The 22,945-nt window shown below is 71.4% G+C and carries 28 protein-coding genes; 9 read left to right on the top strand and 19 right to left on the bottom strand.

Annotated elements, in window-relative coordinates; translation table 11 throughout:
• Positions 1 to 74 precede the first annotated feature (74 nt).
• Complete coding sequence (locus tag ACFW3D_RS22860) at positions 75 to 1,343, top strand: PP2C family protein-serine/threonine phosphatase (RefSeq protein WP_500506438.1); 1,269 nt, start codon at positions 75 to 77, stop codon at positions 1,341 to 1,343.
• A gap of 45 nt (positions 1,344 to 1,388) precedes the next feature.
• Here ACFW3D_RS22860 and ACFW3D_RS22855 read toward each other — a convergent pair whose 3' ends face one another.
• From ACFW3D_RS22855 to ACFW3D_RS22845, 3 genes are all read right to left on the bottom strand, one after another.
• Positions 1,389 to 1,727 carry a DUF2516 family protein gene (locus ACFW3D_RS22855; RefSeq protein ID WP_500506436.1) on the bottom strand — a complete coding sequence of 113 codons (339 nt, stop codon included), beginning with the start codon at positions 1,725 to 1,727 and terminating at the stop codon, positions 1,389 to 1,391.
• An 87-nt stretch (positions 1,728 to 1,814) separates the two neighbouring features.
• The gene (locus tag ACFW3D_RS22850) at positions 1,815 to 2,456 is read right to left on the bottom strand and encodes a hypothetical protein (RefSeq protein WP_500506434.1); all 642 of its coding nucleotides are present in this window, start codon (positions 2,454 to 2,456) and stop codon (positions 1,815 to 1,817) included.
• A gap of 77 nt (positions 2,457 to 2,533) precedes the next feature.
• Entirely contained in the window at positions 2,534 to 3,037 is a 504-nt protein-coding gene (locus tag ACFW3D_RS22845; protein ID WP_500506432.1) for a helix-turn-helix domain-containing protein, read from the bottom strand.
• Between the two features lie 141 nt (positions 3,038 to 3,178).
• Here ACFW3D_RS22845 and ACFW3D_RS22840 point away from each other — a divergent pair, with 141 nt between their 5' ends.
• The 4 genes from ACFW3D_RS22840 (at position 3,179) to ACFW3D_RS22825 (ending at position 6,229) form a co-directional block, all read left to right on the top strand.
• Entirely contained in the window at positions 3,179 to 3,637 is a 459-nt protein-coding gene (locus ACFW3D_RS22840; RefSeq protein ID WP_500506430.1) for a bacteriocin immunity protein, read from the top strand.
• Positions 3,638 to 3,732: 95 nt separating this feature from the next.
• A complete protein-coding gene (locus tag ACFW3D_RS22835; RefSeq protein ID WP_500506428.1) occupies positions 3,733 to 4,803 on the top strand; it encodes a MerR family transcriptional regulator in 1,071 nt (356 codons plus the stop codon).
• 9 nt (positions 4,804 to 4,812) lie between these two features.
• On the top strand, positions 4,813 to 5,592 hold the full coding sequence (locus tag ACFW3D_RS22830) for a 2-phosphosulfolactate phosphatase (protein ID WP_500506426.1): 780 nt from the start codon (positions 4,813 to 4,815) through the stop codon (positions 5,590 to 5,592).
• Positions 5,593 to 5,680: 88 nt separating this feature from the next.
• A complete protein-coding gene (locus ACFW3D_RS22825) occupies positions 5,681 to 6,229 on the top strand; it encodes a DinB family protein (protein WP_500506424.1) in 549 nt (182 codons plus the stop codon).
• A gap of 4 nt (positions 6,230 to 6,233) precedes the next feature.
• Here the strand turns inward: ACFW3D_RS22825 and ACFW3D_RS22820 are convergent, their stop codons facing one another.
• The 3 genes from ACFW3D_RS22820 to ACFW3D_RS22810 all read right to left on the bottom strand — a co-directional run bounded on the left by ACFW3D_RS22820 (position 6,234) and on the right by ACFW3D_RS22810 (position 9,064).
• Entirely contained in the window at positions 6,234 to 7,061 is an 828-nt protein-coding gene (locus ACFW3D_RS22820; protein ID WP_500506422.1) for a MerR family transcriptional regulator, read from the bottom strand.
• A 105-nt stretch (positions 7,062 to 7,166) separates the two neighbouring features.
• A complete protein-coding gene (locus ACFW3D_RS22815; protein WP_500506420.1) occupies positions 7,167 to 8,195 on the bottom strand; it encodes an aspartate-semialdehyde dehydrogenase in 1,029 nt (342 codons plus the stop codon).
• Positions 8,192 to 9,064 (bottom strand): dihydrodipicolinate synthase family protein, encoded by an 873-nt coding sequence (locus ACFW3D_RS22810; RefSeq protein ID WP_500506418.1) that lies wholly within the window; start codon positions 9,062 to 9,064, stop codon positions 8,192 to 8,194. Before ACFW3D_RS22810 ends, ACFW3D_RS22815 begins: the two co-directional genes overlap by 4 nt.
• A gap of 119 nt (positions 9,065 to 9,183) precedes the next feature.
• Here ACFW3D_RS22810 and ACFW3D_RS22805 point away from each other — a divergent pair, with 119 nt between their 5' ends.
• Positions 9,184 to 9,609, top strand: a complete 426-nt coding sequence (locus ACFW3D_RS22805) for a GNAT family N-acetyltransferase (RefSeq protein WP_500506416.1) — start codon at positions 9,184 to 9,186, stop codon at positions 9,607 to 9,609.
• Between the two features lie 45 nt (positions 9,610 to 9,654).
• On the opposite strand, the gene ACFW3D_RS22800 is transcribed toward ACFW3D_RS22805, so the two are convergent.
• The 4 genes from ACFW3D_RS22800 to ACFW3D_RS22785 form a co-directional block, all read right to left on the bottom strand.
• A complete protein-coding gene (locus tag ACFW3D_RS22800) occupies positions 9,655 to 10,953 on the bottom strand; it encodes a phosphotransferase (RefSeq protein WP_500506414.1) in 1,299 nt (432 codons plus the stop codon).
• 370 nt (positions 10,954 to 11,323) lie between these two features.
• Complete coding sequence (locus tag ACFW3D_RS22795; RefSeq protein ID WP_500506486.1) at positions 11,324 to 12,040, bottom strand: HAD family hydrolase; 717 nt, start codon at positions 12,038 to 12,040, stop codon at positions 11,324 to 11,326.
• Positions 12,041 to 12,127: 87 nt separating this feature from the next.
• A complete protein-coding gene (locus ACFW3D_RS22790; protein ID WP_500506413.1) occupies positions 12,128 to 12,847 on the bottom strand; it encodes an HAD family hydrolase in 720 nt (239 codons plus the stop codon).
• Positions 12,796 to 13,656 (bottom strand): GntR family transcriptional regulator, encoded by an 861-nt coding sequence (locus tag ACFW3D_RS22785; protein WP_500506411.1) that lies wholly within the window; start codon positions 13,654 to 13,656, stop codon positions 12,796 to 12,798. Before ACFW3D_RS22785 ends, ACFW3D_RS22790 begins: the two co-directional genes overlap by 52 nt.
• A gap of 336 nt (positions 13,657 to 13,992) precedes the next feature.
• Here ACFW3D_RS22785 and ACFW3D_RS22780 point away from each other — a divergent pair, with 336 nt between their 5' ends.
• Complete coding sequence (locus ACFW3D_RS22780) at positions 13,993 to 14,160, top strand: hypothetical protein (RefSeq protein ID WP_179280085.1); 168 nt, start codon at positions 13,993 to 13,995, stop codon at positions 14,158 to 14,160.
• A gap of 58 nt (positions 14,161 to 14,218) precedes the next feature.
• A complete protein-coding gene (locus ACFW3D_RS22775) occupies positions 14,219 to 14,398 on the top strand; it encodes a hypothetical protein (protein ID WP_500506409.1) in 180 nt (59 codons plus the stop codon).
• Between the two features lie 6 nt (positions 14,399 to 14,404).
• Here the strand turns inward: ACFW3D_RS22775 and ACFW3D_RS22770 are convergent, their stop codons facing one another.
• Together ACFW3D_RS22770 and ACFW3D_RS22765 are read right to left on the bottom strand one after the other, a co-directional pair.
• Positions 14,405 to 15,646 (bottom strand): GNAT family N-acetyltransferase, encoded by a 1,242-nt coding sequence (locus ACFW3D_RS22770; RefSeq protein ID WP_500506407.1) that lies wholly within the window; start codon positions 15,644 to 15,646, stop codon positions 14,405 to 14,407.
• A gap of 58 nt (positions 15,647 to 15,704) precedes the next feature.
• Positions 15,705 to 16,235, bottom strand: a complete 531-nt coding sequence (locus tag ACFW3D_RS22765; RefSeq protein WP_500506484.1) for an RsiG family protein — start codon at positions 16,233 to 16,235, stop codon at positions 15,705 to 15,707.
• A gap of 213 nt (positions 16,236 to 16,448) precedes the next feature.
• Here ACFW3D_RS22765 and dtd point away from each other — a divergent pair, with 213 nt between their 5' ends.
• Complete coding sequence (gene dtd, locus ACFW3D_RS22760; protein ID WP_500506405.1) at positions 16,449 to 16,874, top strand: D-aminoacyl-tRNA deacylase; 426 nt, start codon at positions 16,449 to 16,451, stop codon at positions 16,872 to 16,874.
• A gap of 10 nt (positions 16,875 to 16,884) precedes the next feature.
• Here the strand turns inward: dtd and ygfZ are convergent, their stop codons facing one another.
• From ygfZ to ACFW3D_RS22725, 7 genes are all read right to left on the bottom strand, one after another.
• A complete protein-coding gene (gene ygfZ, locus ACFW3D_RS22755) occupies positions 16,885 to 17,865 on the bottom strand; it encodes a CAF17-like 4Fe-4S cluster assembly/insertion protein YgfZ (RefSeq protein WP_500506403.1) in 981 nt (326 codons plus the stop codon).
• Positions 17,866 to 17,875: 10 nt separating this feature from the next.
• Positions 17,876 to 18,328, bottom strand: coding sequence for a Fur family transcriptional regulator (locus tag ACFW3D_RS22750; protein ID WP_361811186.1), 453 nt, complete (start codon positions 18,326 to 18,328; stop codon positions 17,876 to 17,878).
• Between the two features lie 61 nt (positions 18,329 to 18,389).
• On the bottom strand, positions 18,390 to 18,953 hold the full coding sequence (locus ACFW3D_RS22745) for a heme-binding beta-barrel domain-containing protein (protein WP_018559641.1): 564 nt from the start codon (positions 18,951 to 18,953) through the stop codon (positions 18,390 to 18,392).
• Between the two features lie 267 nt (positions 18,954 to 19,220).
• Complete coding sequence (locus ACFW3D_RS22740) at positions 19,221 to 20,300, bottom strand: hypothetical protein (RefSeq protein ID WP_500506400.1); 1,080 nt, start codon at positions 20,298 to 20,300, stop codon at positions 19,221 to 19,223.
• Positions 20,297 to 21,208 carry a hypothetical protein gene (locus ACFW3D_RS22735; RefSeq protein WP_500506398.1) on the bottom strand — a complete coding sequence of 304 codons (912 nt, stop codon included), beginning with the start codon at positions 21,206 to 21,208 and terminating at the stop codon, positions 20,297 to 20,299. Before ACFW3D_RS22735 ends, ACFW3D_RS22740 begins: the two co-directional genes overlap by 4 nt.
• The gene (locus tag ACFW3D_RS22730) at positions 21,205 to 21,999 is read right to left on the bottom strand and encodes a hypothetical protein (protein ID WP_500506396.1); all 795 of its coding nucleotides are present in this window, start codon (positions 21,997 to 21,999) and stop codon (positions 21,205 to 21,207) included. The genes ACFW3D_RS22735 and ACFW3D_RS22730 overlap by 4 nt, the downstream gene beginning before the upstream one ends.
• 80 nt (positions 22,000 to 22,079) lie before the next feature.
• Positions 22,080 to 22,757 carry a hypothetical protein gene (locus tag ACFW3D_RS22725; protein WP_500506394.1) on the bottom strand — a complete coding sequence of 226 codons (678 nt, stop codon included), beginning with the start codon at positions 22,755 to 22,757 and terminating at the stop codon, positions 22,080 to 22,082.
• Positions 22,758 to 22,945: the final 188 nt, after the last annotated feature.

The following is a 22,945-nucleotide window of genomic DNA, read 5'->3' as shown; positions in this document are numbered from 1 at the left end:
GGAGCTGAGCAACCGATCCGACCGATCCGACCGCTCCGGGACGTTGCCCTCGGGGGGAGGGAAGGAATTGTCCGATGTCGCCGATGTCCGCGACCGAGCGGCGCACCGACCGGTACGCCGCCGTGCCGGGGCCGCGCCAGGAAACACCGCCGGCCGACGGCCGGACCTCCCCTGCCCTGACCCTGCTCGTCATCGGTGACGACCCCACCGGCGCCTTCACCGTCCCCGACCTGCTGGACGTCTCCGGCACGCGCGTCCGCATCCGCCGCGCCCGCAACCTGACCGAGGCCGAACGGCTGCTCCGCGACGACGTCAACTGCATCCTGCTGGAGCTCCCCGCCCGCCCCGCCGAGGACGCCCCGGACGCGATGGACAGCCTGCGGCAGCTGCTGCGCCTCGCCCCGCGCACCGCCGTACTGGTGCTGACCGCGGGCACCGACACCGACGCCGAACGCGCCGCCGAGGCCGTCCGCGTCGGCGCCCAGGACCATCTGACCCCGGCCGACCTGGACCCCTCCCACCTGACCCGGGCCATCCGTTACGCCGTGGAGCGCAAGCGCGCCGACGTCGCGCAGCGCCAGCTGACCGAGACCCGGCTGCTCGCCCAGGAGAACGCGCGGCTGGAACGGGGGCTGCTCCCCACCCCGCTGCTCCACGACGCCGACCTGCGCTTCGCGGCCCGCTACCGGCCCGGGCGCAGCCGGGCCCTGCTCGGCGGCGACTTCTACGACACCGTCCGCACCCCGGACGGCACCGTGCACGCGATGATCGGCGACGTCTGCGGCCACGGTCCGGACGAGGCCGCCCTCGGCGTGGAGCTGCGCATCGCCTGGCGCGCGCTGACGCTGGCCGGACTGTGCGGTGCCGCCCTGCTGGGCACGCTCCAGCAGGTCCTGGAGCACGAGCGGTCCGACGAGGAGATCTTCGCGACCCTCTGCCAGGTCGACATCAGCCCGGACGGCCGTGCCGCCGACCTCTGGCTGGCCGGCCACCCGGCACCGCTGGTGTCGCTGTCCGGGATGGCGCCCCAGCTGCTGCCGTACGAGCACGGCGGACCGGCGCTCGGGCTGCTGCCGCAGAAGGACTGCTGGGAGGGCGCGCGCTTCGAACTGGGCGAGGCCTGGAGCCTGATGCTCTACACCGACGGGCTCATCGAGGGCCGGATCGGCCTCGGCGCGCAGCGGCTGGGCCAGGAGGGCATGGTCGAGCTGGTCGGGCGGCAGCTGTCCGCCGGGCTCACCGGCGAGGAGCTGCTGGACGCGGCCATGACGGAGGTACGCGAACTCAACGGCGGGGAGCTGACGGACGACGTCGCCCTCATGCTGCTGGAGTCGGGCGCCTGATCGGACGGACCCGGCCGGTCAGGCGGCCGGGGGCAACGGTCCGGGTCAGCGGTTGAAGGGGCCGTACGGGCCGTCGCTGCTGCTGCCGCCGCGCCGCCTGGGGCCGCCCTTGCCCGCCACCTCGCGCAGCTTCGGCCGCACGTCCACCATGTACACGATCACCGCGATCAGGCCGATGACCGGCAGGAACGACAAGATCGAGAAGAGCTTCATCACCACGGCGGCGATGCCGAGGATGATCAGCCAGAACGCCTTGGTCTTCTTGTCGGCCGCGCGGTAGGCGTCCTGCCGATGGATCGCGGCGTCAACGAGTGCGAAGAGCGCGAGCAGGAAGAGAGCCCAGGACAGTAGTCCCAGCACGCCCAGGAAACCTGTAACCAGCATGGCCGTCCACCTCCGTCGTCGGCTCCCACCGTACCGGCACAACGAGCCGGGCACGCCGTGCGTGCCCGGCCCGTGCTGTCCGGCCGCTCAGGAAGCGGGCTTGCCCGGCGTCGCGGGCTTCTTGGCCGCGGGGGCCTTCTTCGCGGTGGGGGCCTTCCTCGCCTGGCCGTCCTGCGCCGAGGACGGCGCCGGGGTCGCGGCGGGGGCGGGGGCGGGCGCGGGGGCGGCGGCCGGCTTGGCGTCCGAGGCGGGCGCCTGCCGCGCCGCCGGGACCGGCTCCGGCTCGATCGCGACCGCGATGTCCTCGACCTGCTCGGCGGCCTCGCCGCGCCAGGTGGCGACCGCGTCCTTGCCGCGCTCGGCCAGGCCGTCGTACGCCTCCTTGGCGCGGACCGCGTACTCGGCGGCACGGCCCACCTGCTGCAGCGCGAAGTCCTGCGCGGAGTCACGCAGCTTGCGGATGTCGCCGTCGATGGTGCCCAGCAGCTCGTTGACCTTGGCCTGCGCCTTGGTCTGGGCGTCCTTGGCCTGCGCGGTCACCTTCTCCTGCACGGCCTTGGGGTCGGTGCCGCGGATCTTCTCGATCCGCTCGGGGGCCTCGGCGCGGATCTTCTCGATCAGCGGCGGGACCTCCTTGAGCTTCTCGGCCGCGAGGTCCGCGGTCCCGGCCAGCGCGTACAGCGGGGTCGGGTCCTTGAGGGTCTTGACGATGTCTTCGGTGATCGCCATGAGGGTTTCTCCCGTTTGAGGATGGTGGCGGGTACGTCTGTTGAGTCCGCTCGTTCCGTGCGACCGGGCCCAGCCGGTCACCCGGCGGCCGCGGCGTCGCCGCCGCCACCGCCGCTGCCCGGTCCGGCCGGTCCGGACGCGTTCGGCTTCAGCACGGCGACAGCCTTCTTCGCCGCCTTCTTCGCCACGTGCTCGCGCGGCGCAGCGGGCTGCTCGTCAAGAGCTTCCTCCACTGCGGCGTTCTCCTTGCGGAACGACTCGTAGATCTGCACGAGGACTTGCTTCTGCTTCTCGTTGATCGCCGTGTCGGCCAGGATGGCGGTCCGCACCTCCATCCCGTCACCCTGGTCCCGCTCGTCGAGGATCCCGGCCTGCACGTACAGGGTCTCGGCGGAGATGCGCAGCGCCCTGGCGAGCTGCTGCAGGATCTCGGCGCTGGGCTTGCGCAGCCCGCGCTCGATCTGACTGAGGTAGGGGTTGGAAACCCCCGCGGCGTCGGCGAGCTGACGCAGGGACAGCTGCGCGTTGCGGCGCTGCTCCCGCAGGTACTCGCCGAGGGTGCCGACGTTCAGTGAAGCCATGCCTCCGAGCATGCCCCGCGGTGCTAACTTTTGCAAGCAAGGTGCTTGCAAAAGTCTCGTTACGGCGATGTGACGTCCCTCTCCCGGCCCAGCCTCCCGCCGCTCCGGCCAGCTGTCGGCCCCGGCGCGCATAATGCCGCCGTGGACCTGCGCGCCGAACTCCTCCCGCCGCCCGTCACCCCGGAACGACTGGCGGAGGTGGCCCGCGAGATCGAGCGCATCGCGGGCCTGACCGGGTGCGGCGAAGCGGCGGAGAAGGCCGTGGCCGCGTTCAACGAGCGCACGGGCCACGACTACCGGCCGTCCGACTTCGCCCGGTACGACGCCTCGCGCGGCCTGGAGGAGTTCGCCCGGGAGGCCGCCCGGCCCGCCCGGCCGCGGGTGGCGGACATCACGCGCGAGGAACTCGTCGAGATCGTCCGCCGTGTCGACGCCGACCCGGCCGGCGAGGACACCGACTACTACCTGCTGCTCTTCGACTGCAACACCCCGCATCCCCGGGCCTGCGACCTGCTCTTCCACCCACCGGCCGGCCTCGAGGACGCCCCGCCCGGGCGGGTCGTCGACGCCGCCCTCGCCTACCGGCCGATCGCCCTGTGAACCGGCCGCGGACGACCGGTTGACCTTGCCCTTGGGGCAGGCCACAGCATCGAGGAGGCCGGGCGGCGCGCCCGGCCCGAGGGAGGGAGCCCGCGATGGACTCGCTGACGATCGGGGCGTTCGCGAAGGCGTCCCGGCTGTCGCCGAAGGCGCTGCGGCTGTACGACGAGCTCGGGCTGCTGACGCCCGCGCGGGTCGATCCGCTGACCGGCTACCGCCACTACGCACCCGCCCAGCTGGAGCGCGCCCGCCTCGTGGCGTGGCTGCGGCGGCTGGGGATGCCGCTGGCCCGCATACAGGAGGTGTGCGCGCTGGACGCGGCCGCCGCCGCGCGGGAGGTCCGGGCGTACTGGGCACGGACCGAGGCCGCGCACGGTGCGCGGCGGGACCTGGCCGCCTTCCTCGTCGATCACCTGTCCCGGAAGGAATCCGCCGTGAACGAAGCGAACCACCCCCTGGAACTGCGCTACGCCGCCCTCTCCGACGCCGGACTCGTACGGCCCGGCAACCAGGACACCGCCTACGCCGGCGACCGGCTGCTGGCGGTGGCCGACGGCTTCGGCGGCGAGGGGGCGCCCGCGGGCGCCGCCGCCGTCGACGCGCTGAGGGAGCTCGGGACCGGGGCCGCCCCGGGCGGGCTGCTGGACGTGCTGCAGGACGCACTGGACCGGGCCGACGAGACCGTGCGCGGCTTCGCGGACTCGGGCACCACGCTCACCGCGCTGCTGTGGTCCGGGGAGCGGCTGGCCCTCGTCCACATCGGCGACTCGCGGGCGTACCTCCTGCGTGAGGGCGAGCTGTTCCGGATCACGCACGACCACACGATGGTGCAGTCGATGGTGGACGAGGGCCGGCTGACCGAGGCCGAGGCGGCCTCGCACCCCGAGCGGTCGCTGCTCGTACGGGCGTTGGGCTCGGGCACCCGCCCCGCAGGCCGCCTGCCCGATCTGCGGCTGCATGATCCGCGTCCCGGCGACCGCTACCTGCTGTGCACGGACGGCCTGTCCACCGTCGTGCCGGACGGGGAACTGCGCCGGGTGCTCGCCTCGGGCGCCGGACCCGAGGCGGCGGTGCGCACGCTGGTGGGGCTGGCCAACGCCGCCGGCGGTCCGGACAACGTCAGCTGCGTGGTCGCCGATGTACAGGTGCGGCCCGCGGCGGCATAGTCCTCGCCCATGAGCGAGGAATGGTTTCTGCAATCAGGCCACGGGGCGCGCTTCGAGTGGGGGCCCGAGGGCGCCCGGCGGATCGGGGCGCACGTCGCGTGCCTGGTCGTCGTCGACGTCCTCTCCTTCACGACGGCGGTGACGGTGGCCGTCGAGGCGGGGATCGCGGTGCACCCGTACGCCTGGCGCGACGCGACGGCGACCGCCTACGCGCGGCGGGTCGGTGCGCGGCTGGCCGTGGGGCGGCGGGAGGTGACCGAGCGCTCGCCCTGGTCGCTGTCCCCCGCCGCGCTGCGCCGCGCGCCCTTCACCCCGCGGCTGGTGCTGCCCTCGCCCAACGGGTCGGCGATCGCCGCCGCGGCCGGGGAGGCGGCGACCGTGGTCGCCGCCTCCCTGCGCAACGCGAGCGCCGTCGGCGCGTGGCTCGCCCGGCACGGCTTCGGCGCCCGGGACCGCCCGGTCGCGGTGGTCGCCGCCGGTGAGCGCTGGCCTGACGGGACCCTGCGGCCCGCCCTGGAGGACCTGCTCGGCGCCGGCGCGGTCCTCGCCGCGCTGCGCGGGCACGCCCCCGCGGTGACGCTCTCCCCGGAGGCGCGTACCGCGACCGCCGCCTTCACCGGGACCCCGGACCCCGCCGCCGCCGTCGCTGCCTGCGCCTCCGGTCGCGAGCTCAGCGGCGGCGGCTTCCCCGAGGACGTCGCGATCGCCACCGAGATCGACGCGGCCTCCGTCGTCCCCGTCCTTCTTGAAGGAGCCTTCTCGTCCCGGCCCATCGCGGACCGGAACTGACCGCAAGGGTGCGTACCGTCGAAGACGTGAGGGGCGCCGGAAGACGGGCGCCCGGAGCCAGGGGATCCACGACCAAGGGGAGCGCGCGATGCCGACGGTGGTACGGAACGAGACGGGTGAGCGGGACGCGCTGCTGGCGTACCTGGAGGCGCAGCGCGGCGGGGTGCGCCGCGCGGTGCTCGGGCTCACCGACGAGCAGGCCTCGTCACGGCCCAGCGTCAGCGAGATGAACCTCGCCGGGCTGGTCAAGCACGTCACCAGGACCGAGGAGTCCTGGGTGCAGGGCCTGCTGCTGGGCAACGAGGACAAGAAGGGCACCGAGGCGGACTACCTCGACGGCTTCCGGCTGCTGGAGGGCGAGACCCTCGCCGGCTGGCTGGAGGAGTACGCGAGGACGGGCCGCGAGACCGAGGAGGCGATCCTGGCGCTGCCCGACCTGGACGTGGTGGTGCCGCTGCCGGACGCGCCCTGGAACCCGCCCGGCATGAAGGTCAGCGCCCGCTGGATCCTGCTCCACCTCATCGAGGAGACCGCCCGGCACGCCGGGCACGCGGACGTCATCCGCGAGTCCCTGGACGGCCGGACGGCCTTCGAGTTGGTCGCCGAGGCGGCTCAGCAGGGGAAGCCGATGGGCTGACCGGTCACGCCCCCGTGGCCACCGGTTCCTGCAGCTCCGTCACCCAGGTGTCGGGATGCCCCTCGCACTCCAGGTACAGCTCCCGGGGGTAGCCGAGGGACCGGTGGCCGTGGGCGTCGATCCAGCGGGCCAGCGTCTGCTCGGAGCGCAGGACGTCGTCCATGGAGCCGCGGTGCACGATCGTCGCCGCGCTCTCCAGCTCCGGCAGGTCGACGACGGCGAAGTCGTACCCGCCGTCCGGCTCGACCGCGACCTGCAGCCCCGCGTGGACGAGGATCGCGCCCTCCCCCTCCGGCGCGTCCTCGTAGTAGGCGATCCCCGACCCGGCGGGCCGCACCCCCGCCGCGTCCAGCCGCCGGCACAGCTCTTTGTACAGCGGCTGGATGACGGGCCCGATCTGCGCCGGCTCGAACCCGGCCGCGGTCGCCGTCAGCTCCGCGAGCCGTACCGCGGGCACCCTCTTGATCACCACGTCGTCGGTGGACATCCGTCCCTCGCTCTCGATCGTCCGGAGCCTCGCCTCGACGCCCGCCAACCGGGCCGCGTCCGCTGCCATCGCCGCCGCGAGCTCGGCGCGGCGCAGCCGCAGCATGCCGCGCAGCTGCTCCGCGCTGACCTCCTCGTCGAGGATCGACCGCACCTGTTCGAGCGTGAAGCCGAGGTCCTTGAGGGCGATGATGCGGTTGAGCCGGGCGAGCTGCCCGGCGGCGTAGTGGCGGTAGCCGGTGGCGGGGTCGACACGGTCGGGGTGCAGCAGTCCGATGGCGTCGTAGTGACGCAGCATGCGGACCGAGACGCGGCCGTGCCTGGCGAAGTCTCCGATGCCGAACATGACGTCTCCGAGTCCAGCGCCTCACACGGTGTGAGGGTCAAGCGGAACGGCGGGTGCCCCGGCGCGCGGTCCGCCGCGCCGGGGCACCCCGTGGGACTCGCGGGGTCAGCCGCGCAGCTCGTCCGCGACCAGCTCCGCGATCTGGACGGCGTTGAGCGCGGCGCCCTTGCGGAGGTTGTCGTTGGAGAGGAAGAGCGCGAGGCCGTGCTCGACGGTCTCGTCCACCCGGATCCGGCCGACGTAGGAGGGGTCCTTGCCCGCGGCCTGCTGCGGGGTGGGGATCTCCGACAGCTCCACGCCGGGGGCCGACGCCAGCAGCTCGTACGCGCGCGCCACGCTGACCGGGCGCTCGAAGCGGGCGTTGACCTGCAGCGAGTGGCCGGAGAAGACCGGCACGCGGACGCAGGTGCCGGACACCTTCAGGTCCGGGATGCCCAGGATCTTGCGGGACTCGTTGCGGAGCTTCTGCTCCTCGTCGGTCTCGAAGCGGCCGTCGTCGACGATCTTGCCGGCCAGCGGGACGACGTTGAACGCGATGGGCCGCTGGTAGACCGCGGACTCGGGGAACTCCACGGCCTCGCCGTCGAAGGTCAGCTCGGTCGCACGGTCGGCGACCTTGCGCACCTGGCCGTCGAGCTCGGCGACACCGGCCAGACCGGAGCCGGAGACCGCCTGGTAGGTGGTGGCGACCAGCGCGGTCAGCCCCGCCTCCTCGTGCAGCGGGCGCAGCACGGGCATGGCGGCCATGGTGGTGCAGTTCGGGTTGGCGATGATGCCCTTGGGGCGGTCCGCGATCGCCTGCGGGTTGACCTCGGAGACGACCAGCGGGACCTCGGGGTCCATCCGCCAGGCGGAGGAGTTGTCGATCACGACCGCGCCCGCGGCGGCGACCTTGGGGGCCAGCGCCTTGGAGGTGGCGCCGCCCGCGGAGAACAGCACGATGTCGAGACCGGTGTAGTCGGCGGTGGCGGCGTCCTCCACCGCGATCTCGCCGTCCTTCCAGGGCACGGTGCGTCCCGCCGAACGGGCCGACGCGAACAGCCGCAGCTGCTCCACCGGGAAGTCGCGCTCGGCCAGCACCTTGCGCATGACACCGCCGACCTGGCCGGTGGCTCCGACGATTCCGATCCTCATCCGGTCTCTCCGATCAGTGCGTACGTACGGTCCCGAGTATCCCCCGATGCGGCGAGTGCCCGGAGTGCCGTCCCGAGGGACGGCCGCCCGGCGGGCAGCAGCGGCAGCCGCACGTCGGGGGTCGGGATGCGTCCCTGGGCGTGCAGCACCGCCTTGATCACCGTGGGGTTCGGCTCGGCGAAGAGGGCGGCGGCGAGCCTCGCGAGCGCCTGCCCCCGTGCCGGATCGTGGAAACGGGCCAGCTCCACCCACTGCTCGGTGGCGAGGTGCGCGGAGGCGGCGATCGCCCCTTCGGCGCCCAGGGCGAGCAGCGCCGGCGCGAAGACGTCGTCCCCGGCGTACAGGGGCACCTCCCCCACCAGGAGCACGGTGTCCTGGTCGATGCCGCCGACGGCGTGCTTGAAGCCCAGGACCCCGTCGATCGCGGCGATCCGGCGCACCGTGTCGGCGGTGAGGGCGAGCCCGGTGCGGTAGGGGATGTTGTAGACGACCAGCGGCACGGCGGACGCCCGGGCCAGCGCCTCGAAGTGCGCGACGACGCCGTCCTGGGAGGGCCTGACGTACGACGGCACGGAGACGAGGGCGGCGTCCGCGTCCAGCTGCGCGAGTTCCGCCGCGGTCCTGCGGGTGTCCGGCCCGCCGGCGCCCACGGTGCACCGCAGCCCGCGCTCGCGGCACACCCGTCCCACGGTCTCCCGGACGACCGCCTTCTCGGCCTCGTCCAGCATGGCCGCCTCGGCGGTCGTCCCCAGCGCCACCAGCCCGGCGACGCCCCCGTCGGCCACGTCGTGCGCCAGCCGCTCCAGGGCGCCGGCGTCCACGCGGCCGGCCTCGTCGAAGGGCGTGATGAGCGGTACGTGAATACCCATGCGTCGAGCGTGGGCCCAGGGCACCCTCAAGGTCCAGTTAATAGTCCTTCATCGCACCGGTAAGCAGTGCTGCACGAAGGACGGGGTCGCGACCCGCGCGGCCCCGCTAACCTCCGCCCATGACGCCTGTCGAAGAGCAGTACGAGATCTCCGCCGACCCCGCCCGCGTGGACGCCGCCCTGGTCCACCACTGGCTCTCCACCGACGCCTACTGGGCCCTCGGCCGCCCCCGCGCCGTCCAGGACGCCGCCATCGCCGCGTCCCTCAACTTCGGCGCGTACGACAGGGAGACCGGCACCCAGGTCGCCTGCGCCCGCGTCGTCACCGACCAGGCGACGTTCGCCTGGCTCTGCGACGTCTACGTCACGCCTGAGGCACGCGGCCGCGGCCTGGCGACCGCCCTCGCCACGGCTGCCCGCGCCCACCTCGAGGGCCCGGGCGTACGGCTCGTGCTCCTGGCCACGCACGACGCGCACGGGGTGTACGCGAAGGTGGGGTTCACCCCGCTCGCGGAGCCGGGGCACTGGATGGCTCTGGGGTTGTGACACCGCCGCTCGGCGGCCGGCCAGCGCCCCGGAGGGTGCATCGACTCAGCCCGCCGGTACGGGTGCGGAAGCCGCCTCGCTCTCGGCTACGACCGGCGCGCCGGCCTGCCCCGCGTACGTGTCGGTGGTGCGCCTTTGAGTCAGCCTCCGGTCGCACCAGTCGCCGATCCGATTCCAGGGATCCCGGAGCGCTCGCCGAGGTTTCGCCGGGTGACTCACGGCCGCAGCCCGCTTCATGGCCCAACGGTGCAGAACAATCCGGCTGCCGAGGCCACGGCGCCAGGACAACAGCAGATCCGCGGCCTCGTCCACCGACGGTGCCGGTCTGTCCAGGACAAAGCCGCTCTGCTCCACCGCCTTCAACACGTCGGCGATCACCGGCGCGGCAGCCCACGCGGCCTCATCGAGCTTCCGGCCACCGCGGCGCAGTTGGGCGAGCCGCCAGCCGGCACGCATCAGATCTGTGTGCGCCGACTGCACGCGTTTGAAGTCCAGATAGGTCCGCAGATCGGCGTCCGCCCCGAAGGTCGCACCCGTGCAGGCCGCCTCAATCCGGGTCTTCCAATGCTCGACGACCACACGCTCCTGCTCCTCTGGATAGCGCATGAGGTACAGGTGGGTGGCCAACTCGTAAAGCGGGTCGCCGATTCGGGCAAGCTCCCAGTCGATGGTCCACAGGTTCTTGTCGTCATCGACGACGAAATTATCGCGATGCAGGTCGCCGTGAATGAGAACATAGGGACGGTCGGTCAACTCGCATGAACGGTCCTCCAGCTCGGCGAGCAACCTGTCCGATACGCCGAAATCAGCGAGCAAGGAACGAAAGGCCGCGATCCCGTTGTCGTGAGCAGAGGATCGGATGAATTCCAGCAACCTACGGAAGAAGAACCTCGAACCATTTGATTCCTGCTCTCGCGGGCAGTTACAGACCCGCTCGATGGAGATTGCATCGTCGGTGTCGATCCGGCACAGAGATTCGAAGACCTCCATGATCTGGTCGACATAGAGGGCGTCAAGCCCCTCCGGCCCCTCGGGGATCTCTCTCAGCGTGCGCCCTTCGATGAAACTGTGAACAGGTAGCACGGGGTTGGGGTCGACGACCCGGGGAATCCTGGGGACCCGGCCCACCAAGAAGTCGAGCACGGGTTCCTCAAATTTAAAACATCGCTGGTCGTACCGAATGATGCCCGATCGCCGGACACGCACTTTGACCCAGGGGATCCGACTGCCCGATCCGGAATCGCGCGATGTGCGCACGGCATATGCCTCGTGATGATGCCCCCCGAGGGGGCCGACGACGGTTCCCCCCAACTGCGCAGCCTTGCGATGGACAGTCCTAGACACCGGCTTCCCTGACCTAGTTCGAAACAGCCGATGCTAGTCTCGCGCAACCTCGGGTGAAGGCAATTCGCGAACACGCGCCTGACGAACGACGGAAGACGTTCGGCGCACCTCACCCCCCGTAAAGTCCCCGCCGGCGAACACCTTCTCTGTATTTTTATGCACCTCGCACGTGAAGGCGTGCCGGTCTTTGCATACTTATGCCGACAGGGTGTCGGGGCATCCCCCACGTCACTTTGACCCAAAGGGGTGACTTCACCCGGTCTGACCTGACAGCTGACCAATCTGCCATTTTCCGCCACGCGCCGCTCCGCAGGCCCGCCCGCTCCCTGACATGCAACCGGAACGTACGCCCTGGACGGACGCGGGAGGCTCAGCAGCGATACTCCCCGAGCTCAGCCAGGTGATGGACCAGCGGAATACCCGGATATCTGTCGGTAAGCACGGTGTTTCCGTCCGGGTTCTGGAAACCCAGGAACCGCACGCCCGCACTGAGAGCGGCTTCTACGTCATCCGGCGAGTCTCCTATCATCAGGACCTTCGCCCTGTCCACGGGGCCGAAATCAGAAAGAGCCCGTTCAATACAGTCCGGATCCGGTTTCAATCTCGGTTTCCGAGGACGGCCGCCCCGCATCCCCGGGCGGCCATGAATGCGCTCCCCGAACTCCTTGGCGATGTCGCATATTTCGAGATGCCGCCGAACCGCCTTCTCGGAGTTGTTTGTGGTGATCGCCATCGGCACCCTCCCGTGCAGGGATCGTACGAGCTCCACGGCCCCGTCCGTCGCCTTGGCCCCCTCAACGGCCCGGCGTTCCCATTTCGTGAGACGCCGCTCGAGCCGTGCTACGTCACGGGGATCCTCCCATTTGTCGACCGCACCCTTGAATATGTCCACAGGGCTCTGGCGCTTCCCGATGGGAACGGTGTCCAGGGCCGGGAGTCGCTCCCGCTCGATGAACGTCCAGAGTTCACGAGCCACGCTTGGGGCGGATACCGTGGCGAACAGATGACACAATGGGCCGTCGAAGTCGAAGAGAACGCCCGCCACATCGTGCAAGGCCTGGCGTGGGGAACAAGAAGCACGCGTCATCCGCGGCCCGCCGTCAGAGGTCACTCAGTGAGTGTGATTCCGCACCTCGCCCTGCGCCAGAGTGCACCCGCACTTGACGCGAGACCCTCACCACTTCATGCCCTCCAGCTCCGCCATGTGAGAGATCACCGTCCCGACACCTTCCGAGGAAAGTTCAACCCGCTTTCGCTCCTCGTCACGCGAGTAACCGACGAACCTCATCCCGACACTGCGCGCGGCGCGGGCATCACGCCAGGAGTCCCCGACGAAGACGCAGCCCTCGGGCGAGGTCCCCAACCTGTTCATCGCCAATCGGAGCATGTGGCCGCTGGGCTTCATCAGGCGCGCGTCCCCAGGACGGCCGATGATCGGGCCGTCAAAGGCCTCCAGCAGTCCCGCGGCACGCAGGAAGACCCGAACGGCGGCCTCGGTGTTGTTGGTCACGACGCCAAGCCGGATCCCCTGCTCTCGCCAGGACCTGACCACCGGCGTCAAACCCTCCGTCATCACCGCTGACGCCGCCGCCGTGACTTCCTCCTCCGCGAGGAGTTGATCCAACTCGACGGCCAGGCCCGGCGCATACGCCGAGGGATCACTCGCCACGACCGCCAGGAGTGCGTGGGGGTCATCAAAAGCCTCGATAGCCGGCGCGAGCGGCGCGTACGAACGCATCTGCTCTTTCAGCGCCTTGGCCACGTTCTCCGCGGGGTGATGAGCGAAGACGCGACAGATCGGCCCATCGAAGTCCAGCAGGACATTTCGGTCCACTCCAGACGTCAGTTCGATTGGGCGATCGTCCCCCACAGGGAATCGAACCACTGTCGACATGTACTGAATTGTTCCGATCCCTGGGCGTAGAGTTCCGCTCCCACACCGAGCACGTCGTAGATCTCCATCGACGTGCCGTCATTGAGGGCGACGTTGCCTTTCTGGACCGCGTAGTAACCCTGCAGGCCGCGATCGCCGTTCAGCAGATAGACCTTGGTCGTGGGGGTGATCGGAACCTTCCTGGTCTCGATCGTCACGGAGTCGACGCACCCACGGGTCTCGAGATCGGTGAGCAGGTTGCTCAGCAGTCGCATGTGCAGGTCTATCAATCCCGCCAAGCGCTCTCTCGGACGGGGATCCTCGGGGTCGTCGACGCTCTTCGGGATCGCGAGGAACGCGTGGGGGCTGGGGAGGAGCAGCCTGACGGTGATGGAGGAAGGCCGCAGCTCTCCTCGCAGGATGCGGCCGACGGGTTCCAGGAGCGCGCCGTTGAGGGACTCGCTCGTGAGGCAGTAGGCGTCGATCGTGACGTGTTCGTCCGCGAAGGCCTCCACCAGGGCGTCCGCCAGTTTGACCGTGGCCGAAACAGGCTGCTCCGGTGCGCCGTTGGCATGTGCCGGTGTCGGGTTGCGCCAGTTTCGGGCGAAGACGCCCTTGCCCTGGATTGACGCTACGTAACCCTCATCCTGGAGCTCCCTGAGCGCCCTCTGGACCGTGGCGCGGGCGACGTCGAACTGTTCCACCAGCTCAGCCTGGGTGGGGAGTTGGCCGTCAACAGGGATCTCGCCGGCCTCGATCCGGTCACGCAGCGAATCGGCCACGCGCTCCCACTCACGCCTGGCGCCATTGGCTGTTCGCCCACCGGTCACAGAAGAAGCCTACATCTTCAAGTCAGGCAAGTGGAGTTGACTGCGTCGAGTTTATGGATCTGTAGTCAACGGGGACAACATAGACATGAACACAGTCAACTGGCCCAGATAGCAGTCAACTTAGGCCAGTTGGCACCTACCAGGGGCCGCAGCCTCTCCGTCCCGACGATGCGCCGGGGATGACCGCGGCTGAGAGTGCAGCGCCACGACGCTTTGCACGCATCAGCAGCACCACGCTTCCGCTCAGCCACATGCCGACCCTCGGGTCAAATCTGCCCCCTCCGCGTTCTACGCGCGGAGGGAACGATCCCACGCGCCTCGAAGGAGTGAATCGCTATGCCCGCTCTCGCTCTGTGCGCCTTCGCGTTCGAGCAGCTCGTCCAGTGGCGGTACGGCGCGGCCGGCGCCTTCGCCGTCGGACTGTTCACGGTGGGCCACAAGGCCCGGAACACGACGTTCACGTGCGTCGGACTCGCGGTGATCGCGCTGCTCCTGGCCCAGTAGGGCCAGGACGGCAGCGGGCCCGCGCCTTTCGGTCGGCCACCTTGGAAGGGGGTGGGGCATGCTGTGGAGCCATGTGCCGGCGGCGCTGGTGGAGCACTACCTGGCGTGGAAGTACGGGCCGTTGATGGGGCTGGGCGTACTGCTGGTGGGTGCCGGGTTCAAGGCCCGTTCCGGCTATGCGATGTGCGTCGGCGGGGTACTCGTCCTCCTGGTGCTGGTGTCCTACGGACACCACTAGCGACGACTAGAACGTGTCGATCGGCCACGGCCTGCGCGCCGTGCGGAACAGCGCGTCGACGCGGCCCGCGCCGCCCGGGCGGGACTCCGTGACGCCGCCCGTGACGGTCAGGCGGGCCGCGGACTCCTCGCCGAGGTAGAGGGAGGCGAGGGCGGCGGCGGTGAGGGAGACGTCCGGGGCGGCGGAGGGGGCCGCCTCGGCGGTGGCGGTGCCGTCGGCGGCGGCTTCGAGGCGGAAGCGGCCGGCGGCATGGCCGTCGGGGTCGGCGACGTCGAGGACAACCGCGCCCGGGGCCGCGTAGGTGCGGGCGGACAGCGCACGGGGCACGTCGAGCAGGCGCAGCCACAGGAAGTCGCTGCTGGAGTGGACGTGGGCGGCACGCGGGTCGTCGAGCAGCAGCGGCAGCACGTCGTCCTGGCCGCGGAAGCCGGTGCGCACGGTGGCGACCCAGTCGATGGCGAGCAGGTAACGCCACAGCGCGCGCTCGGCCTCGGGCGTGGCGGCGATCAACTCCCTGACGGTGAGCGGGACCTTGGGGAACATCCCGTGCCAGGTGTCCTCGGCCGAGTACGCGGCCATGCCGTCGACGCGTCCGGAGGCGTCGCGGTAGAGGACGAAGATCGGCTCCTTCCACGGGAAGGAGGGGTTGACCACCGTCCCGGTGGCGTACTCCCAGTTGCGCTCGGTGCGGTTGATCGCGCCGGGATGCCGCAGCCGCACCCGGTCGTGGAGCTGCGGACCGAGCTTGAGGACCTCGGACGGGTCCGCCAGGTCGATGCGGCCGCTGTCGGACGGCGCCCCCTGGGGGCGGCCCGCGCGGGCGGTGTCGACCTCCCACTCGGTGATCCCTGCGGCGGGGCCGAAGCCGAAGCGGCCGTAGATCCGGTACTCCGCGGCGACGAGGATCGCGACCGGCTCGCCGCGTCGCACGGAGGCGTCGAGTTCCGCGGCCATCATGCGGGAGGCGAGGCCGCGGCGGCGGTGCGTGGCGGTGACGGAGACGTTGGTGATCGCCGAGGCGGGCAGCACCGCGCCGCCGGGCACGGTGAGTTCGCGGGGCATGCTGCGGAACGTGGCCACGCAGCGGCCCTCGTCGAAGGCACCCTGGGTGCGGTCGAGGTCCGTCTGGGAGCGGCGGAGTGCGATCTCCTCCTCGGTCACCGACGGCGGCCGGTGGAAACCGGTGTTGACGGCGCGCAGCCAGCCGGGGAAGTCGGACTCGCCGATCGTACGGACCTCAAGGCTCATGCCCCGCACGGTAGGCCGACCCCGGCCCCGGCCGCATCCCGTTTTCGCCACGCTGCCGTCAGTCGCCCGCCAGCAGGTCGTCGACCCGCGCCTCGCCCTCGCGGTAGCGGCGGGCGATCTCGGTGCTGCAGCCGTCGACCGTCCGCTGCAGGGACTGCCGGCAGCGCGACACCTGCTGCTCGTGGCGGACCAGCCGGCCCATCGCGTCGTGGAGTTCCTGGTCGGTGCGGGCCTCGAGGTCGGAGAGCTGGACCTCGGCGAGCATCTCCTCCGCGAGCTGCCGGTAGCGCTCGCTGTGCGGCGTGCCCAGGGTGACGTGGCGGGCGGAGGAGCGGTGCCGGGACGGGGTGTCGGTGAGGATCTCGGAGAGCCGGTCGAGCACGGGGGCGTCCGGGGCGGTGCGCCGGGCGAGTTCGGCGCGGAGGATGTCGATCCGGCCCTGGAGGAGCCGCCGCAGGTAGGAGAGGTCCGCCTCCTCCAGCTGGGCCTCGCGGCGCGCGGAGCGCAGACCTTCGAGGGTGAGGCCGGCGAAGTCGGGCCGGGGGGTGCCGGCGGTGAGGGGGGAGCGCGGGCCCGGTGCCTTGAGCATGCGATCGCCTTCCGCCGTGCCGGTCGTGCTGCTGTGCTTCATCGCTGTCCGTCCCCTCGTCCCCCACGTCGGGCAGATATCGATCGTGCCACCGAGTAACTGCGTCGCGCAGGCACCTGCACCCGAACGGCGGCTCCGGACAGTTGTGCGTGAGTCCAAGCGGGCGTACGGCCCGGGTGCCGCGCGCCCCCGTCGGGCCGGGACAATGGCGGTATGCGTGCGGTGGCCCAGCGGGTGAGCGAAGCGAGTGTCGTGGTGGACGGCGAGACGGTCGGCGAGATCGTCGGTCCCGGGCTGTGCGTGCTGGTGGGGGTGACGCACGACGACACGGAGGAGAAGGCGGCCCAACTGGCCCGGAAGCTCTGGGGGCTGCGCATCCTGCCCGGGGAGAAGTCCTGCTCGGACATCGCCGCGCCGCTGCTGGTGATCTCCCAGTTCACCCTCTACGGTGACGCCCGCAAGGGGCGCCGGCCCACCTGGAACGCGGCGGCGCCCGGCCCGGTCGCCGAGCCGCTGGTGGACGAGGTCGTGGCGCAACTGCGGTCGCTGGGCGCGCACGTGGAGACGGGCCGGTTCGGAGCGGAGATGAAGGTCTCGCTCACGAACGACGGCCCGTTCACGGTCGTCCTGGAGATGTGAGGCGCGCCCCTCAGGGCTCGACGACCGTCTCCTGGCTCGCCGCCGTCCCGTCCGCGAGCAGGGTCGCGTCCACCGGGGTGTTGCGCTTGATCACGGCGAGGGCGATCGGGCCCAGCTCCCAGTGCCGGGCGGAGGAGGTGACGGTGCCGACCGGTCGGCCGTCCGGCCCGTCCGCGGCGAGCCGTACGGGGGCGCCGTGGCCGGGCAGCTTGACCTCGCTGCCGTCGAGGTGGAGGAAGACCAGGCGGCGCGGCGGCCGGCCGAGGTTGTGCACCCGGGCGACGGTCTCCTGGCCGCGGTAGCAGCCCTTGTCGAGGTGGACGGCGGTGTCCAGCCAGCCCAGCTCGTGCGGAATGGTGCGGTGGTCGGTCTCCAGGCCGACCCGCGGGCGGTGCGCCTCGATCCGCAGCGCCTCCAGGGCCAGCACGCCGACGGGGGTGCCGGCCTGCCGGGCCCAGGACTCCAGCTCGCCGCGCGGCACGAACACGTCGCGGCCGTACGGCACCTCGCGCACCGGCCAGTCGGCGGGGACGGTGGCGATGCTGCCCGCGGGCAGGTGCACGACCGCGTACTCGCCGCTCCGGTCCGAGACGTCGACCTGGTAGAAGAACTTCATGCTCTCCAGGTACGCGATGAGCTCGCCCTGCGTGCCGGGTTCGACGTGCATCCAGGTGGTCGTGCCGTCGTCGACGAGGTAGAGGGCGTGCTCGATGTGGCCGTGGGCGGAGAGGACCAGCGCCTCGGTGGCCCGCCCGGGCGGGAGGTCGCTGACGTGCTGGGTCAGCAGCAGGTGGAGCCACGCGAGGCGGTCCTGGCCGGTGACGGCGACGACGCCCCGGTGGGAGAGGTCGACGAATCCCTTGCCGTCCGCCAGTGCGCGCTGTTCGCGGAAGAGGTCTCCGTAGTGCGCGGCGACGCCCTCGTCGGGGCCTTCCGCGGGAACGGCACCGGGGAGCGACAGCAGGGGACTGGTCGTTGTTTGGCGCTGCATGCACACCACCCTACGTCCGGTTACTTGAACCCTCAGGCGTTCGGGGCTTCCCCGCGCAGTCCGCGCAGCGGCCGAAGATCGCGAAGTGCTTCATGTCGGTCTCGAAGCCGTACGTCTCGCGCAGCCGCGCCGTCAGCGGCTCGGCGACGGACACGTCGGCCTCGATGACCGACTCGCAGTCCCGGCACACCAGGTGCATGTGGTGGTGCCGGTCGGCGAGGTGGTAGGTGGGGGCGCCGTGTCCGAGGTGGGCGTGGCTGACCAGGCCCAGCTCCTCCAGGAGCTCCAGGGTGCGGTAGACCGTGGAGATGTTGACGCCGGAGGCGGTCCTGCGCACCTCGGTCAGGATGTCGTCCGGGGTCGCGTGCTCCAGCGCGTCGACAGCCTCCAGGACAAGTTGTCGCTGCGGCGTCAGCCGGTAGCCGCGCTGCCTCAGGTCGCTCTTCCAGTCCGTGGTGACCACGAGGACAGTCTAGGCAAGGGAGAGGAGGATCACGGAGTCGTGATCCCCCTCGGCGGACCGCTCAGCGGAAGAAGGCGATGCCGTCGTCCGGGAGGTCCTTGAGGTCCTTCGCCCATTCGCTGGGGTTGACGACCTTCTTCAGGTGCGCCGACATGTAGGGGCGGAGCGGCACCTCGGGGGTGGCCTTCTCGCCGACCCACATCAGGTCGCTCTTGACGTAGCCGTACAGGCGCTTGCCGCCGCTGTACGGGGGCGCGTCGCCGAGCCGGGCCACGGCGTCGGTGACGAGGTCGATCTGCGGCTTGGCCTCGGCGAGCTCGCCGTACCAGATCTCGATGACGCCGTCGTCGCGGGTCATGGTGATCTCGACCTTGCGGTCCTTGTCGATGCGCCAGAAGCCGGACTCGCTCTCCAGCGGCTTCACCGGCTTGCCCTCGGCGTCCAGCACCCAGGTCTTGGAGGTGTACTCCAGGAAGGACCGCCCGTCGTGGCTGAAGATCACTTCCTGCCCGAAGTTGCACTTCTCGGCGCCCGGGAAGTCGAAGACGCCCGCGCCCTCCCAGGTGCCCAGGAGGAAGGCGAGGGGGACCAGGTCGGGGTGCAGGTCTGAGGGGATCTCGATCATGTTCAGCGCTGTCCCTGGTAGAGCTTCTTCACAGCCAGCGCGGAGAACGCGATGACGCCCAGGCAGACCAGGACGAGCAGGGTGTCGAAGAAGAACTCAATGGCGCTCACGAGCGTGCTCCTCGGGCAGGCGCGGACGGTCGGCGGCCCGGTGGGGCCAGGTACGAGTCTAGTGGGCGGGTACGGGCGCGGCCGCGCGAGGTCCGCGCGCCGCGCCCGCACCCGGACTCCGGCCGGTCTTCCGCCGTCGTCCCGCCGTCGGTCCGGGTCAGCCGAGCAGCTGCGCCTGGAGCAGCACGGTCTGGTGGAACGGGACGGCCGGCTGGGTGCCGGCCTTGGAGAGCACGACCACGGCCAGGACGTCGCCGGCCTGGACGTAGCCGTAGCGGACGTGCTCGGCCCCGCGCGGCTTGTCCTCGTCGAAGAGGGAGATGTGCAGCTCGGGATCGTCAAGCCACGTCGACTCCCACTCCGTGTCGTAGTCGGCCGCCGCGGCCTTCGCGGGGGCACCGTCGGCGACGAACTTGTCCTTGACGTCGCTCGAGTAGCCCCAGGTCGCGAACTGCAGCAGGTAGACCTCCGCGCGGGTGCCATCGCCCATGGTCCAGGCGCGGGCGGCGATGTGCCGGAGGGTGTTCTGCTCGAGGGTCGCGCTCAGCTCCTTGCGGTCCTCCGCGGGGTAGAGCTCGAGGAAGTCGCCGGTCGGCAGCCACCCGGTGGCGCCCGGGAAGGTCTTGTCGGCCTTGGCCCCGGCGGGGGCGGGCACCAGCAGGGTGCGGACGTCCGCGTAGTGCCGGCGGGCCCGGTTCCCGTCCCCGTCCAGCGCGCGGGGCGCTCCCGCCGGCAGCTTGGGCAGCTTCAGGGCAGGGTAGGACCAGCGGCCGTCGTCCGGGGTCCGCAGCCCCGGGATCTCGGTCCGCTCGGGCTGTGTGACGGCGTACGCCGCGGCCCCGCCGAGGGCCGCGAACGCCACGACGGCGGCGGTCCAGCGCACGGCCGCCCGCAGGCCCCTGCGATCGCGCAGCCGCTTCCGCGGGCGGGGCGCGACCGCTTCCGCGGAGGCCGCATCGACGGGCACGGGCACGGCTTCGGTCGCGGTCACGTCGGGCTCCGCCGGGGCGGCGTCCACGGGCGCGGCGTCCGTCGCGGTTTCCTCCAGGGCCTGCGCGGGCTCGGGCTCCGCCACGGGCACGGCGGAAGCGGGCTCCGCCGAGGCGTCCTTCACCGCTTCCGCGGGCACCGGCTCCGTCACCGCCACGGCGGGGACGGGCTCCGCGAGGGTCTCCTCCGCCGGGGCGGCGGCCTGGGCCGGGATCTTCACGTCGTCGCTCTGGGTCTGCTCGCTCATGCGGCCTCTCCCGGGTCCTGTACGCGGTCGAGCTGCTGCTTGAACAGATCCGCGGCGTCGTCCTTCTTCAGCGGCGAGGCACCCGAGACGGACATGCGGATGGTCAGGTCGCCCTCGGTCGCCTCGCAGATCATGCTGTCGAGCTTCGCGCCGGGCTTCTTGGGCGGCAGTACGCAGCGTGCCTTGTCGTGGCCCGCGATCTTCGGCCCGTTCCTGAAGACCCCGAGCGCCTTGGTGAACTCGGTGAAGAACTCCGTCCCCGCGCGCGCCGCGCGCTTGTTCTTCATCTGGACGATCTGCGTCTCGAAGACGGCCTCACCCGTCGCGTCGCGGTACGTCCGCAGGCCGACGCCCTGGATGTGCAGCCCCGCCACGGTCTTGTGCAGGCGGTCCCGCTGCTTCTTCGGCAGTTCGGCGAGGTCGCCCTCGAACACGGCCACGGCCTGCTTGCCGGTGAACTCCGCGTCGTTGCCGTACTCGTCCACGTCCGGGCCCGGCATGTACGCATCGGGCACGGGAAGCAGCAGCCTGCCGAGCGTGCCGTAGTGGCTGCCGCCGGACTGGGTGCCGTACTCGCCGGTCTTCTTCGGCTCGGGGGCCTTCCAGGTCTGCCGGCTCGCCTGCTTGCCGTCGTCCTTCTGGTGCCCGAGCACGGCGAAGCCGATACCCCCGCCCGCGACGACGGCCACCAGCGCGGCGGCGACGCCGAGCGCGAGGCCACGACGGCCGCGGCGGGGCGCGGGGACGGGCGCGGGGACGGTCTCCGGCGCGGGGGCCCCGTCCGGGGGCTCGGGTCCGGCGAGCGGGGCGGGCTGCTCCTCGGGCCGGGCCTCGGGCCGAGCCGTCGGGGCCTCGGCAGATCCCTCGGGCTGCGGCTCGGCGGGGACAGGGGTGTTCTCGTCGCTCACAGCCGCTCCCACTGCCGCTCGCCCAGGGACATGATGGTGGACTTCTTGATCGGCCGTTCCGAGTACACCCAGATGTCCATCATGACCGTGCCCTTCCGGGCCAGGGCACGCGCCGTGTAGAGGGGCAGGTAGCCCGCCTTCCTCCAGGGCCTGGAGTAGACCCACACGCGGCCGTCGAACGAGCCGGGGATGGCCGACCCGGTGTTGCCCGCGAACTTCTTCCCGGCCATGTAACCCTGCTGCCCGTCGAACATGTCGTCGGTGTAGGTGTCGGTCTCGTCGCGGAACTGGACCAGGCGGACCTCGGTGGTGGTGGTCGTGGCGTAACCGCCCGTCCGCCACATGGAGACGGCGGCCCTCCGGAAGTCGTTGCCGTTCAGCTCGCCGAACATGTGGTCCGGTTCCTCGAAGCTGTCCGCGTAGTCGTACAGCGACAGCCAGTGGTCGTGGCCCGACGTGCCGTCGAGGTCCTTGGCGCCCTTCGGCCGCTTGAGCAGCAGCTTGCGCAGGTCCCCGTCGTACGTGACCAGCGTGTCCTCGGCGGCCGTGAGCGGCTTGGCCGCGGGGGCGGCGCCCTTGGGCTGCACGGGCTTCGGCTGGGCCAGCGGCGGGAGCGGGGTCTCGGGGCGGTCGTACTGGATCTTGTAGCCGGCGCCGGCGCCCGCGAGGACGCCGAGGACCGCCGCGCAGGCGATCAGCAGGGTGGTCCGGCCGCGTCTGCGCGGCGGGCGGACGGGGGGCCCGTCCGGAACAGGGGCGACCTGTTCCGGGACGGGGGTGTCCTGGGACAAGGGGTTCTCCACTGGGGTGTTCGTGGGTGGGTGCGGACGGCCGCGCGGGCCGGTCCGTACGTCCGGTGTTGCCGTGCGGCTCAGCGGCCGGTCTTCAGACGCCGGTACTGCTTGTCGAGGAGCCGGGCGAGCAGGTCCTTGCCGGGGGTCTTCGCCCCGGTGACGGAGAGGGTGATGTGCACGTCGCCCTGATGGGACAGGACGATCACCGAGCCGGTGCTCTCGGCCGAGGAGGACGAGAGCCGGTAGGCCTTGGCGGGGCTGCCCGACGAGGGCAGCGTGATCCGGGTGCCCTGGTAGTAGAAGGCGCCGTAGTACGCGGCGGCGGAGCCGGCGTTCGCGAAGCGGACGAGCTGCACGGAGACCTCGTACTCGCCGTCACCGGTGAGGTAGGTCCGCTGGGCCGCGGCCTTGAAGCCGTGGGTGGCCAGGGCCTGCTTGACCTCGGCGGAGTCCGCGACCTCGGAGCGGGAGAGCTCGGTGCCCTCCTCGTCGCCGTAGACCTCGGCGTCCGCCGGCGGGGTGAGCAGGAAGTAGCGCAGGTCGCCGCGGTGCCTGCCGTCGTCCACGGTGCCCTTGAGGGTGTGGCTGGGCGAGGGCGCGCCCGTGGCGGCGGGGCTCGGGGACTCCTCCGCTGACGGCGGCGCCGGGTCGGTCGTCCCCGGACCCGGGCTGCTCGGCGCGGCCCCACCGGGGAGCCCGGACGCGGACGTCGACGAGGACGACGAGCCGAACGCCACGACTGCCCCCGCAGTCAATGTCGCGAGCACAACAAGTCCGACGATCGTGGCGATCACGACGCCGGTACGCGAATCGGTACGCGCTTCCACAAGCCCCCCCGGGCAGAAATCCGCGGCCGGCGCGCTGATCGCGCCCACGCGGCGAACGCATTATGCCGAGCGTCGGCAAACGCTCTCAACGTTTTTCCTGTGAGCCGAGCCACCTT

Origin of the sequence: Streptomyces sp. NPDC058864 (assembly GCF_042742985.1) — a bacterium.
Lineage (GTDB): Bacteria > Actinomycetota > Actinomycetes > Streptomycetales > Streptomycetaceae > Actinacidiphila.
Note: the sequence above shows the minus strand (reverse complement) of the source record. Positions and strands in the feature narration are given on the sequence as shown.